Origin of the sequence: Nocardioides thalensis, assembly GCF_013410655.1 — a bacterium.
Classification (GTDB): domain Bacteria; phylum Actinomycetota; class Actinomycetes; order Propionibacteriales; family Nocardioidaceae; genus Nocardioides; species Nocardioides thalensis.
In genome coordinates this window covers 352,389-365,368 of the sequence record NZ_JACCFP010000001.1, presented here as the reverse complement: position 1 = coordinate 365,368, position 12,980 = coordinate 352,389, and the positions used below count along the sequence as shown (strand labels likewise).

Here is a 12,980-nt window from a genome sequence, read left to right as displayed (position 1 = left end):
CCCCCTGTCCCGGGTCTTTGAGAGGGTCGCGACATGAGCCGTCCCGTCGCCCTCGACGACCTCTTCGACATCGCGGTGCCGTCGGACCCCGCGCTCTCTCCGGACGGACGTCTGGTCGCTTACGTGCTGAGCACCGTCGACCGGGGCGAGGACGTCGATCGAGGAGAGGTGTGGCAGGTCGACGTTGGAACGGGGTCGCGCCGACGGCTCACCGCGGGCCACACGGACTCTGGCCCGGCGTGGTCGCCGGCCGGGTCGCTGGCCTTCCTCCGCGACGACGGGGAGCGGACCCTGGTGCTGGTCGTCGCTCCAGGATCGGCCGACCCGCGGGAGGTCGCGACGCTCCCGGCCGGCGCGACCGGCCTCGCGTGGAGCCCCGACGGGGTGCGGCTGGCCCTCACCGCGCCCGCGCCGGCTGGTACGGACGACGCCGACGTCCTCGATCCCCGAGCACCTGTCGTCGCCTCCCGACGGAGCTTCCGTGCCGACGGTCGAGGGCTCACCCGGGGGACCCGCCGCCACGTCCACCTCGTCGACGTGACATCCGGCGAGGTGCACCGCGTGACCGCCGGTGACTGGGACGCTGCAGCTCCCACCTGGTCGCCTGACGGCACCCGCCTGGCGATCACGGCCGGCGTGGGCGACGACGCCGACCTGACCGGCTCGACCCAGGTCTGCGTGGTGGACGCAGCGGCGTCCGGGCCGATCGGCACACCTGATCAGGTGACCGACCTCGCCGGTGCCGTCGACTTCGCCGGGTGGAGCCCGGACGGCTCGTCCCTCGTCGTCGTCGGCAGCTCTCGGCCCGGACCGCACAACATGGACCTCCTCCGGATCGCCCTCGACACCGGGAAGGTCGACGTGCTGACCGCAGACCTGGACCGGATGGTGATGCCCGGAGGAGAGCCCGCCTATCCGGGCGGCCGCCCCGGATTCACCGCGGACGGCGCGCTGTTGTTCTGCGCCCGGGACCGGGGCCACACGCGGCTGTTCCGGATCGATGACCTCGACCGACCGCGCTCGGTGGCGGTGCCGATGGACGAGGGGTCCGTGGTGTCGGGCCTGTCGACCAACGGCGGCGACGTGGCCGCGGTCGTCGTGGCGTCGCGCCACAGCCTGGGCGAGGTCGCGATCGTCGATGCCACCGGCGACATCCGGGTCCTCACCGACCACTCGGCGGTCGCCCTGCCCGGAGTCACGTGGATCGAGCCGGAGGAACGAACCTTCGTCACGCACGACGGCACCGAGGTCGGCGGCGTCCTGATCAGGGCGCAGGACGCCGTGGGCCCCCGTCCCCTGCTCCTCGACGTGCACGGTGGGCCGCACGACTCGTGGAGCAGCGCGCTGGACGGAGTGCACCTCTACCACCAGGTCCTGGCATCGGAGGGATGGCTCGTCCTGCTCGTCAATCCGCGAGGCAGCGACGGGAGCGACGACGACTTCCTTCGAGGTGCCCTCGGACGCTGGGGATACGCCGACGAGGCGGACTTCCTCGACCCGATCGACCAGCTCGTCGCCGAGGGTCTCGCCGACCCCGCGCGGGTGGCGGTCACCGGCTACAGCTACGGCGGGTTCGCGGTCTGCCACCTGACGGCGCGCACCGACAGGTTCGCTGCGGCGGTCGTCGGAGGTGGGATCTGCGACCTCCGCAGCTTCGCGGGCACCTCAGACATGGGCCACTACTACGCCACCGAGGAGTTCGGAGGGCTGGCCGCCGTGCGCAGCGGCACCGCCGCGAGCCCGATCGACCTCGTCGACCGCGTGACCACCCCGACCCTCGTCCTGCACGGAGAGGCGGACGACCGGTGCCCGGTCGGCCAGGCGGAGCAGTGGTTCACAGCGCTGCGCGAGAACAGGACGCCGGCGGAGCTCGTGCTCTATCCAGGCGCGAGCCACGCCTTCATCGTCACGGGCCACCCTTCCCATCGCGCCGACTTCAACCGGCGGATCCATGATTGGGTCACCCGCTTCGGCGCGCCAGCGACGCCCGGATCGGGGCCGGACGCACGCCGCCGGCGGTCCCGGTGGCAGCAGCGACTCTCCCTCCTGGCCGACCGCCACGGCGTCCCCGGAGCCGCCTTCGGCGTCCTTGACCTGCGTTCCGACGGGCGCGCCGAGCCGGTCGTGGCCGCGCACGGCGTGCTCAGCACGCGGACCGGCGTCGCGGTCACGCCCGACGCGCGGTTCCAGATCGGGTCGATCACCAAGGTGTGGACGGCGACGCTCGCCGCGATGCTGGCCGACGAGGGTGTCCTCGAACTCGACCAGCCCGTCGTCTCCTACCTCCCGGACCTCGACCTGGGCTCGGCCGACCACACCGCGCACGTGACGATGAGACACCTGCTGAGCCACACCAGCGGCCTCGACGGCGACGTGTTCACCGACACCGGCCGCGGCGACGAGGCCCTGGCTCGATACGTCGCCGACGTCCTGCCGACCGTCCCTCCCACGTCTCCTGTCAGCACCCTGTTCTCCTACTGCAACTCCGGCTACTCCCTCGCCGGGCGGGTGCTGGAGCGGGTCACGGGCACCACCTGGGACCGACTCATCGACGAACGACTCGTCGCCCCGCTCGGACTCGACGACACCGGGACCCTCCCGCAGGACGCCCTGCTGGGTCGCGTTGCCGTCGGCCACCTCGGGCGTCGTCCCGACCTGCGACCGACCGACACCTGGTACCTGCCCTGGTCCGGCGCGCCCGCGGGCGCGGTCTGGGCGTCGGCCGCCGACGTGCTGGAGTTCGCGCGGCTCCATCTCGAGGAGGGGCAGCACGGAGAGCACCGGCTGGTCGCAACGGGGACGGTCGCCGAGATGCGCAAACCAGTCACCCACGTCCCGGCGCCGCACTTCGGCGCCGACGCCTGGGGGCTCGGCTGGATGGTCAAGGACTGGAGCGGACGGATGGTGATCGGGCACGACGGTGGCTCGATCGGGCAGACCGCGTTCCTGCGCCTCGTGCCCGACGCCGGCGTCGCCGTCGTCCTCCTCACCAACGGCGGCAACGCCTACGAGCTGTACCGCGAGCTGTTCAGCGAGGCGCTCGGCGAGCTGGCGGACATCGAGATCCCGACGTTCTCCGCCCCTGCGGACCACCCGCAGGCCCCTGACGATCGAGACCGCTGGGCGGGCAGCTACGTCCGCCACCTGCAGACCATCGAGGTCGACCCGACCGACGACGGTCTCCGGCTCGAGGTCGCGCTCCGTGCCGAGTTCGCGGACCTGCTGGGGATCGACCGCGTCCGGCGTCTCGACGTCCGTCGCACGGACGATCCGGCCCGGTTCGTGTTCCAGGTGCCGGGCACCGAGCTCTGGCAGTCGGTCTCGTTCCTCGAGCGGGAGGGGACGACATACCTCCACGAGGGCCTGCGTGCCGCACCGCGGAGGTGAGGGAGCTCAGTCGGTGGGCCCCTCGGTCAGCACGACCAGCACCGAGGCGGACCCTGGATTCCGCACGACCGCCTCGAGCCTCCCGGCCCGACGCAGCCGCAGCAGCCCGGCGACCGGAGCCGCCCCGGTGAAGCCGATCTCGATTCCCTCCGCCCGCAACACCCTCACCGCCTCCCGCGCGTCGGCGTCGTCGACCGCGCAGACCGCGTTGAGACCCTCGCTCAGCTCCGGCCAGGTCGGGGCCGACGGCTCCCCACAGTTGAGGCCGGCCATGATGGAGCGGTGCGGGCCGGGCACGGCCGTACGCCGACCCGCGCGCAGCGACGTGAGGACGCAGGCGGCGTCGACCGGTTCCACACCGAGAACCGCGGGCGTCCCCGCCCGCTCGCGCTGCATCGACCTTGCGAACCGCACGGTCGCGGCCGCGAGCGAGCCGACGCCGATGCCGACCACGACGGTGTCGAAAGATCGAGGGTGCTGCTCGGCCACCTCGGTGAAGATCGTCGAGTAGCCCTCCACGATCAACGGCGAGACATCGTCCTCCGGGTCGTCGGAGGTGTCGGCGACCAGCAGGTCGGCGGGGCCGATGGAGGCGGCGGCCCGGACAACGGCGTCGTCGTACGTCCCGTCCACCTCCAGCACGGACGCACCCTCGCCCCTGATGTCGTTGATCCGGCGCTCCGAGGTGCCGTCCGGAACGTAGATCCGGGCCGCCAGGCCGCGGTCGCGCGCGACCCTGGCGACCGCGCGGCCGTGGTTGCCGTCCGTGGCCGAGACCAGGGCGGCGAGCTGCGCGTCTCCCCCGCGTTCCTCCAGCAGGCGGTGAACGGCCCAGGATGCACCGAGCACCTTGAACGCCGGCAGACCCCAGCGGTCGTCCTCGATCTTCGCCCACACCTCGCCGACGCCGAGCGACGCCGCGATGCCGGGCAGGCTCCGCAGGGAGGTGGCGCGGTATCCGGGAAGGCCGCGGTGGAAGGCCGCGGGATCCTGGGCGAGGACCGTCGGCGGGCGTTCGGACGCCGACGGGTTGAGGTGCAGGTCGAGGTTCGTTCCGGCGGAAGAGTGCACGACCACGACGATGCCCGAGCGCAGCACGTCGGCCCTTGTCCGACTCCACCGTTGATCCCAGGCCGCGTTGGACGATCTGCCAAAGACGGTCCGATCCGGGCAGGAACACGATGGTCGAAATCGCTGAACCGGAGGAACCATGAGCCAGCGTGTCACCATCCCCGCCGCCACCGTCGCCCTGAGCTGCGTCCTTGCTGCGTGCAGCGCAGGGGACGCGGACCCAGGAGGGAACGGACCCAGCGGACCGGGCGGACCCGTCACCGTCGTCGTCTCGTCGGACCCCGGGAGCCTCGACCCCCACAAGGCCGTCACGTCGGCGGCCGGGCAGCTGGTCGCCTTCGCGTACGACTCACTGGTGCACGTGGACGAGGAGGGCAACGTCGTCCCCGCACTCGCGAGCGCCTGGACCGAGGACGGCACCTCGGTGACCTTCGAGCTCGGCGACCAGGCAACCTGCGCGGACGGGTCGAAGATCACGCCCAGCCTGGTCGCCGAGAACCTGTCATTCGTCGCCGATCCCGAGAACGGGTCGCCGCTCAACGGCCTGTACATGCCGTCCGGGGCCGAGGTCACCGCGTCGGACGAGGACGGCACCGTCGTCGTCGAGACGGCGGAGCCCTTCCCCTTCCTGCTCAACGGGATCGCGCAGGTCCCGATCGTTTGCCAGTCCGGCCTCGACGACCGCAGCGCCCTGGAGCGCGAGACGCACGGCACTGGTCCGTTCGTCCTCACCGAGTCGGTCGTCGACGACCACTACACCTACACCGTGCGCGAGGACTACACCTGGGGGCCGGACGGCGCCTCGACCTCGGCCGACGGCACCCCCAGCGCCGTGACGTTCAAGGTGGTCCCGGACGAGTCCACCGCGGCCAACCTCCTGATCAGCGGTGAGGTGAACATCGCGACCGTCTACGGCCCCGACCGCGCACGACTGGCCGGCCAGGACCTGCCGCACGAGGACCTCCAGAACGTCGCCGGGGAGTTCTTCTTCAACGAAGAGGACGGCCGCCCGACCTCCGACCTGAGTGTCCGGACCGCTCTGGTCGCAGCGCTCGATCTCGAGGAGCTCGCCGACGTCGTGACCGACGGCAACGCCGTGCCGTCGACCGGCATGGTCACCCTCGAGCCGACGGCCTGCTCCGGTGACACGGTGACCGGCAACCTTCCGGACTCCGGCCTCGACGCGGCGCGAGCCGCCCTGGTCGACGGCGGGTGGCAGGAGGGCCCGGACGGGTGGACGAAGGACGGCCAGCTGCTGGAGGTGACGTTCGTGCACGGCACCGACAAGCCGCTCGCCAATGCGGCCGAGCTGACCGCCGCTCGTTGGGAGGAGCTCGGCGTCCGCGTGGACTCGGTCGCGAAGGACAGCTCCTCGTTGAGCGAGATCCTCTTCTCGACGGGCGCGTGGGACGTGACGTCCAACTCGCTGCAGGTGCAGTTCCCCAGCCAGCTGGTGCCTTTCCTCTCCGGTCCGGCGCCGGCCGATGGCACGAACTTCGCGCACCTCGACAACAAGGAGTACGAGCGGCTCGCAGCCGAGGCCTCCGCGATGCCGGGGTCGAGCGGCTGTGACCTGTGGATCGAGGCGGAAGCCGCGCTGGTAGAGAACCTCGACGTGGTTCCCTACGCCAACCTGACCGTTCCGGTGTGGGGCCGGGGCGTCGAGTTCCGGGAGACGGCCTACGGGATCGACCCGCTCTCGCTGCGGCACTCCGGCTGAGCATGGCGATCGCGACGACGAGCGCTGCCGACCCCGGGACGACGCGCCGGGGCGGCAACCCCTGGGTCGGCTTCGCGGCACGGCGGCTCGCGCGGTTCGCGCTGTCGATCGCGCTGCTCGTCACCGCCACGTTCTGGATGATCCACCTCGTGCCCGGCGACCCCGCGCGGGCGGCGCTGGGAGCCACGGCGTCGGCGGAGCTGGTGGAGCACAAGCGGGCCGAGCTCCACCTCGACGAACCGCTCCACGAGCAGTTCGCGATCTACCTGGGTGGGCTCGTCCGAGGTGACCTGGGCAGCTCCCAGGTCACCGGCCTCCCGGTCGGCACCGTGATCGGGGACCGCCTCCCCGCCACGGTGACGCTGGCGGCGGTGGCGTTCCTCCTGGTGGTCGTGGTGGCGGTTCCCGGCGGGATGGCGGCCGGACAGGCGACGTGGCGTCGGTGGCGTCCGGCGTCGGAGCTGGCGTTCAGCGGCACGACGAGCGCCCTGAGCGCGGTGCCCGACTTCCTGCTCGGGGTGGCCCTCGTCTACGTCTTCGCCATCGCCGTTCCGGTGCTGCCGGTGGCGGGCCGCGGCGGGCCCGACAGCTACGTGCTTCCCGTGATCGCACTGGCGGCCGGGCCGATCGGCCTGATGCTCCGGATCGTTCGGGCGGAGACCGTCCGGGTCCTGCAGCAGGACTTCGTCCGCACCGCGCGCGGGAAACGGCTGCCGGGTCGCCGAGTGTTCCTCCGCCACGTCCTGCCGAGCGTGGTCACCCCCACGCTCACCCTCTCGGGGCTCATCCTGTCCGGTCTGCTCGCGGGGACCGTGCTGGTGGAGACGCTGTTCGCCTGGCCGGGGCTCGGCAGCTCGCTCACCCGTTCGGTGCTCGACCGGGACTACCCGCTCGTGCAGGGTCTCGCGCTCGTCTTCGGGACGGGCGTGCTGCTGATCAACCTCACCGTCGACCTGGTCATCTCGATCGTCGACCCCCGGACCACCCTGCGGGACGGCTGACCATGGGTGAGTCCCGACGTACCTCCGCCTTGCGGACACCTCTGGGCCTGGCGTCCGTCCTGGGCCTCGGTCTCCTGGCCCTCGTGGTAGTCGTCGCACCTGAGGTACTAGCGGCCCGCGCCGACCGGGTCGCCGTGGACGCCATGCACCAGGGCCCGAGCGCCGACCACTGGCTGGGCACCGACGCGCTCGGTCGCGACGTGTTGGCTCGGGTGCTCGTCGCGGCCCGCCTCTCCGTGCTACTCGCCCTGGCCGCGACGGCACTCGGCACCATCGGCGGCGTCCTGCTGGGGTGCCTCCCGTTCCTGCTCGGGCGACGCCTCGGCCGGATCGCGATCGGGGCGATCGACCTAGCGGTCTCCTTCCCCGGCCTGCTGGTCGCCATCTTCCTGGCGGTGATCGTCGGGGTCGGGCCGACCGGCGCGGTGATCGCGCTCGGCGTCGCGATGGTGCCGAACTGCGCTCGCCTGACCTACACGATGACCGCGGCGGTCGCCGCGTCGAACTACGTGACCGCGGCCCGGGCGCTCGGCGTAGGCCGGGTGGCCGTCATCCGCCGTCACATCGTCCCCAACATCGCTGAGCCGCTGTTGATCACGACAGCGTCGACCACCGGGTCGATGCTGCTCGCGTTCGCCGGTCTGTCCTACCTCGGTTTCGGTGTCCAAGCGCCGAGCTACGACTGGGGGCGACTCCTGAACGAAGGCCTGGCCGAGATCTACGTGAACCCGGCGGCCGCCCTCGGGCCCGGGGTCGCGGTGGTACTGGCCGGGATCGTGTTCAGCCTGGTCGGAGAGTGGGGGGCGCGAGCCGCTGGGATCCGCGACGACGGCCCCCGGTCGCGCCGGAGGCGGACGGCGGCGGCCCCGCCGCCGGAGCGCGAGCCGGCCGCGTCCGGAGCCGCCTTGGTCATCGACGATCTCACGGTCGCGTTCGGGGAGCACACCGCCGTTCGCGGGCTCAGCCTTTCGGTCGGCGACGGCGAGGTGGTGGGCATCGTCGGCGAGTCCGGGTCGGGAAAGTCGGTGACCGCGATGGCGGTCGCAGACCTGCTCCCGCCGGCGGCCACGGTCCAGGCCCGGGACCTCGCCGTGGACGGACGGACGTTGCGCGACCTCGGCCCTCGGGCGCGACGGGACTGGCTCGCGGAGCGCCTCGGCGTCGTCTTCCAGAACCCGCTGACCGCGCTCAACCCGACGATGCGGATCGGCGACCAGGTCGTCGAGGGCATCCGGGACCGTGACGGCACCCGCCGGGCCCCCGACGCGACGGTCGCCCTGCTCGAGCGGGTGCGGATGCCCGCTCCCGCCGTCCGCGCACGCCAACGCCCGCACGAGCTGTCCGGGGGCATGCGGCAGCGGGCCGTGATCGCGATCGGGATCGCCACCGACCCGAAGGTCGTCATCGCCGACGAGCCGACGACCGCACTCGACGTACGGCTGCAGAAGCACGTGCTCACCATGCTGGAGGAGGTGCGAGCCGCGGCAGGCGCGACGCTTCTCCTGATCAGCCACGACCTCGCGGTCGTGTCGACGATCGCGACCCGAGTCGTCGTGATGTACGGCGGACGCGTGATGGAGGACCTGCCGGTCGGGACGCTGCACGACCCGGCGCATCCCTACACCGCGGCACTGCTCCGCGCCGTGCCCGACCTGCACACCGACGTCGGTCGCGACCTGGTGACGATCGAGGGACGACCGCCGGCGTCGGCAGACGCACTCCCCGGCTGTCCGTTCGCTCCGCGGTGCGACCGTGCCGAGCACCGGTGCCACACCGAGGCGCCCCCGCTGCTGGACCACAACGATGGGCACCGGCTCGCGTGCTGGAACCCGGTCCGCGAGCTCGCGACACGTGCGTGCCACGAGGCCATGACCCCGACGGGCGGTCGAGCGGAATGAGCCGACTGGAGGTCGAGGACCTGACCGTGAAGTACCGATCCGGTCGCCACGAGCGGATCGCGGTGGACCGCGTGTCGTTCGCCGTCGCCGCCGGTGGCACGCTGGGGATCGTCGGCGAGTCCGGCTCCGGGAAGACCAGCCTGGCCGGTGCCGTGGCCGGGATCGTCCCGACCGCAGGAGGACGCGTGAGCATCGGCCGCCGTGCGGCCGGCCGACAGCTCCGCCGACACCCTGTCCAGACGGTGTTCCAGGATCCGTACGGCTCCCTGAACCCGAGGATGGCGGTCGGCGACGCGATCGCCGAGGGCGTTCGGGCTGGGGGTCGGAGCGGAGCAGCCGTCCGAACGGCCGTGTCCGAGTGGCTGGAGGCCGTCGGGCTGGACCCGAGGACAGCGTCGGCGCGTCCGGGCGGGCTGTCGGGCGGGCAGTGCCAGCGCATCGCGATCGCCCGCGCACTCGCTGCCGACCCGGAGGTGCTGATCGCCGACGAGATCACGTCGGCCCTCGACGTCTCCGTCCAGGGATCGGTGCTGAACCTGGTCCGCGCCAAGCAGCGCGAGCTCGGCTTCACGCTCGTCGTGATCTCCCACAACCTGGCGATCGTCAGGTTCCTCGCGGAGGACCTCGCTGTCATGCACGAGGGAAGGCTGGTCGAGCGCGGCGCGACCCAGGACGTGCTCTCGGCGCCACAGGATCCCTACACGCGGAGCTTGATCGACGCGGTTCCGGTCCTGGGCGGCTCCCGCCCGGCGTCGAACGGGGACCGCCAGTGAGCGCACGTGCCGGCGTGTCCGGGTTCGCGACCCGGCTGCCGGCGATGCTCGACGATCTGGCGCTGCTCGTAGCGGCGGAGTCGCCGTCGGCCGACCACCACGCCGTCGCGCACAGCGCGCGCGTGATCGCCGACGTCGGTCGCCGGTTGCTCGGGTCCGATCCGGAGATCCTGACGATCGACGGCTGCGCCCACCTCAGATGGCGCCGGGGACGCCCTGGCCGCGGGATCTTGGTGCTCGGCCACCACGACACCGTCTTCCCGGTGGGCACGATCGAGCGCCGGCCGTACTCCGTGGAGGCAGGGGTCGTCCGCGGCCCCGGCTGCCTCGACATGAAAGCGGGGTTGGTGATGGCGCTCCACGCGCTCGCCCTAACCGACCCCGACGTCGGGGTGACCCTGCTCGTCACCGGTGACGAGGAGATCGGCTCCCCGACCTCTCGCGCGCTGGTCGAGGACGAGGCGCGAGCCAGCGCAGCCTGCCTCGTCCTCGAGGCCGCCGCCGACGACGGCTCGCTCAAGATCGCTCGGAAAGGCGTGTCGATGTACGAGATCGCGGTCACCGGTCGGGCTGCCCATGCGGGCCTGGACCCGGAGCGCGGGGTGAACGCGACGACCGAGATCGCGCATCAGGTCGGAGTCGTGGCCGGCCTGGCCGATCCGGGCGAAGGCACCACCGTGACACCCACGGTCCTGCGCAGCGGAACCAGCGCCAACACCGTCCCGGACCAGGCATCGCTGCGCGTGGACGTCCGGTGCCGTACCCGGAAGGAGCAAGAGAGAGTGCACCAGTCGATCAACGCCTTGCGACCCCAGGACCGCGAAGCGGAGCTGAGGGTCGTGGGCGGGCCGAACCGCCCGCCGCTCGAGGACGCGGCGTCGGCCTGCCTCTTCCGGCTGGCGGAGGCCGAGGCGACCGCACTCGGCCTCTCTGTGTCGGGAGCCGCGGTGGGCGGAGGATCCGACGGGAACCTGGCGGCCGGCGTGGGCACTCCCACCCTCGACGGCCTCGGTGCCGTCGGGGCGGGGCCGCACACCACCGACGAGTACGTCGTGGTCGACGAGCTCGCGCCGCGCACCGCACTCCTCGCCGCGCTCCTGCATGCGATCCCGGTTCAGGCGGGCGGCTGATGAGCCCGACGGAGACCGGCAGCTCCCACGTGCCGCGAGCCGCTGACGACGCTGCCCGGCGAGAGCACGCCAGGACGACCTGGCTGCGGGCCCAGGAGCAGGCGGGAGTGAGCGTCCGGCCCCTCGAGACGATCGACGAGCTTCGCCAGCTCGAGGAGCTGTTCACCGAGATCTGGGGCCCGCGACGAGGTGACTCGATGATCAGTCGTGAGGTGCTTCGCGCTCTGTCCTCGTCAGGCAACTACGTGGTGGGCGCCTATCTCGGCGATGCGATCGTGGGCGGCTGCGTCGGCTTCGCCGCCCGGTCCGACGTGCCGTCGCTCCACAGCCACATCGCCGGCGTGCGCGGCGCAGCGCAGGGCCGCAACGTGGGGTTCACGATGAAGCTGCACCAGCGTGACTGGGCGATGCGCAGCGGGTTCCGTCGGATCGAGTGGACGTTCGACCCGCTGGTGCGTCGCAACGCCTACTTCAACGTCGCCAAGCTCGGCGGCCGACCGGTGCGCTACCTCCCGGACTTCTACGGGCCGATGGACGACGGGATCAACGCCGACACGGCGAGCGACCGGGTGCTGCTGCGCTGGGAGATCTACGAGGACCCGCCCGGTGGCTCGGGCTCGCCTGCCCGTCAGCTCCTGGCCATCGGGCAGGACGACGAGCCGGAGTGGATCGAGGGAGACCGGGCCGGCGTACGCGCAGAGGGAGCGGTGACCAGGTACGCGATCCAGGTCCCGGACGACATCGAGCGGATCCGGCGGTCGGCGCCGGACCTCGCCGACCGATGGCGGCGGGCGCTGCGAAAGGCGCTCGGAGGCCTGCTCGACGACGGCGCCGAGGTCGCCACGTTCAGCACCGTCGAGGGATACGTCGTGGACGCGGTCCGATGAGGATCGAGGCATTGGAGCTCCGATGGCTCTCCCTCCCGCTGGTCGCCCCGTTCCGGACGTCCTTCGGGATCCAGACGCACCGAGAGGCACTTCTCCTGCACGTGGTGGGCGACGAGGCCGACGGGTGGGGCGAGTGCGTGGCGTTGGCCGAGCCGGTGTACTCGGCCGAGCACACCGACGGCGCCGCGCACGTGATCGAGCACCACCTCTTCCCGCGGCTGACCGGACGGGATCCGTCGGCCGCAGACGTGGCCGCGCTCCTCCGTCCGGTGCGCGGCCACCGGATGGCGAAGGCCGCCCTGGAGATGGCGGTGCTCGACGCCGAGCTGCGCGCGGCAGACACGTCGTTCGCCGACTACCTCGGAGCGAGCCGCAGCGAGGTCGCCAGCGGCGTCTCCGTCGGGATCATGGACAGCATCGACGAGCTCGTGACGGCCGTGGCGGCCTACCTGGACCAGGGATATGCACGGATCAAGCTCAAGATCGAGCCGGGTTGGGACGTCGAGCCGGTTCGAGCGGTTCGCGCCGCGTTCCCCGACCAGCCGCTCCAGGTCGACGGCAACGCGGCCTATGGCCGGGAGCACATCGCGCACCTCCGGGGTCTCGACGAGTTCGGCCTGCTGCTGCTGGAGCAGCCGTTCGACGAGGAGGACGTCGTCGGTCACGCCGAGCTCGCTCGTAGCGTCGCGACGCCGATCTGCCTCGACGAGTCGATCACCTCGTTGCAGACCGCGCTGGACGCCGTCGAGCTGGGGGCGTGCTCGATCGTGAACATCAAGCCCGGCCGGGTCGGCGGGTACCTCGAGGCACGCCGCATCCACGACGCGTGCCTCGAGGCCGGCGTACCCGTGTGGTGCGGCGGCATGCTCGAGACCGGCATCGGGCGGGCGGCGAACATCGCCCTCGCGTCGCTGCCCGGGTTCACCCTCCCGGGCGACATCTCCGGCTCTGACCGGTTCTACGCCGTCGACATCACGGAGCCGGTGGAGATGGTCGGCGGGCGCGTGTCCGTGCCGGCGGGTCCCGGGTTCGGGCGCAGCCCCGTGCCGGGGACGTTGGAGCGGTTCACGCGCCGCTCGATCTGGCTGCGGGCATGACGCCCGCGGTGCCGGC

General features: G+C 72.2%; 9 protein-coding genes. 8 read left to right on the top strand and 1 reads right to left on the bottom strand.

The window, feature by feature from the left end:
- Positions 1-33 precede the first annotated feature (33 nt).
- Positions 34-3,387: a serine hydrolase gene (locus tag HNR19_RS01760; RefSeq protein ID WP_179666274.1), complete on the top strand. Its 3,354-nt coding sequence runs from the start codon at positions 34-36 to the stop codon at positions 3,385-3,387.
- Between the two features lie 6 nt (positions 3,388-3,393).
- Here HNR19_RS01760 and HNR19_RS01755 read toward each other — a convergent pair whose 3' ends face one another.
- Positions 3,394-4,458 carry a pyridoxal-phosphate dependent enzyme gene (locus HNR19_RS01755; RefSeq protein ID WP_179666273.1) on the bottom strand — a complete coding sequence of 355 codons (1,065 nt, stop codon included), beginning with the start codon at positions 4,456-4,458 and terminating at the stop codon, positions 3,394-3,396.
- Between the two features lie 139 nt (positions 4,459-4,597).
- On the opposite strand from HNR19_RS01755, the gene HNR19_RS01750 reads away from it, so the two are divergent.
- The 7 genes from HNR19_RS01750 to menC all read left to right on the top strand — a co-directional run bounded on the left by HNR19_RS01750 (position 4,598) and on the right by menC (position 12,964).
- Positions 4,598-6,178, top strand: coding sequence for an ABC transporter substrate-binding protein (locus HNR19_RS01750; protein ID WP_179666272.1), 1,581 nt, complete (start codon positions 4,598-4,600; stop codon positions 6,176-6,178).
- 2 nt (positions 6,179-6,180) lie between these two features.
- Positions 6,181-7,179, top strand: a complete 999-nt coding sequence (locus tag HNR19_RS01745) for an ABC transporter permease (RefSeq protein ID WP_179666271.1) — start codon at positions 6,181-6,183, stop codon at positions 7,177-7,179.
- Between the two features lie 143 nt (positions 7,180-7,322).
- A complete protein-coding gene (locus tag HNR19_RS01740; protein ID WP_246303640.1) occupies positions 7,323-9,077 on the top strand; it encodes a dipeptide/oligopeptide/nickel ABC transporter permease/ATP-binding protein in 1,755 nt (584 codons plus the stop codon).
- Complete coding sequence (locus tag HNR19_RS01735; protein WP_179666269.1) at positions 9,074-9,850, top strand: ABC transporter ATP-binding protein; 777 nt, start codon at positions 9,074-9,076, stop codon at positions 9,848-9,850. Before HNR19_RS01740 ends, HNR19_RS01735 begins: the two co-directional genes overlap by 4 nt.
- Positions 9,847-10,980 (top strand): M20 family metallopeptidase, encoded by a 1,134-nt coding sequence (locus HNR19_RS01730; RefSeq protein ID WP_343047005.1) that lies wholly within the window; start codon positions 9,847-9,849, stop codon positions 10,978-10,980. The genes HNR19_RS01735 and HNR19_RS01730 overlap by 4 nt, the downstream gene beginning before the upstream one ends.
- Positions 10,980-11,867, top strand: a complete 888-nt coding sequence (locus HNR19_RS01725) for a GNAT family N-acetyltransferase (RefSeq protein WP_179666268.1) — start codon at positions 10,980-10,982, stop codon at positions 11,865-11,867. The genes HNR19_RS01730 and HNR19_RS01725 overlap by 1 nt, the downstream gene beginning before the upstream one ends.
- 11 nt (positions 11,868-11,878) lie before the next feature.
- Positions 11,879-12,964, top strand: a complete 1,086-nt coding sequence (menC, locus tag HNR19_RS01720) for an o-succinylbenzoate synthase (protein WP_246303458.1) — start codon at positions 11,879-11,881, stop codon at positions 12,962-12,964.
- Positions 12,965-12,980 lie beyond the last annotated feature (16 nt).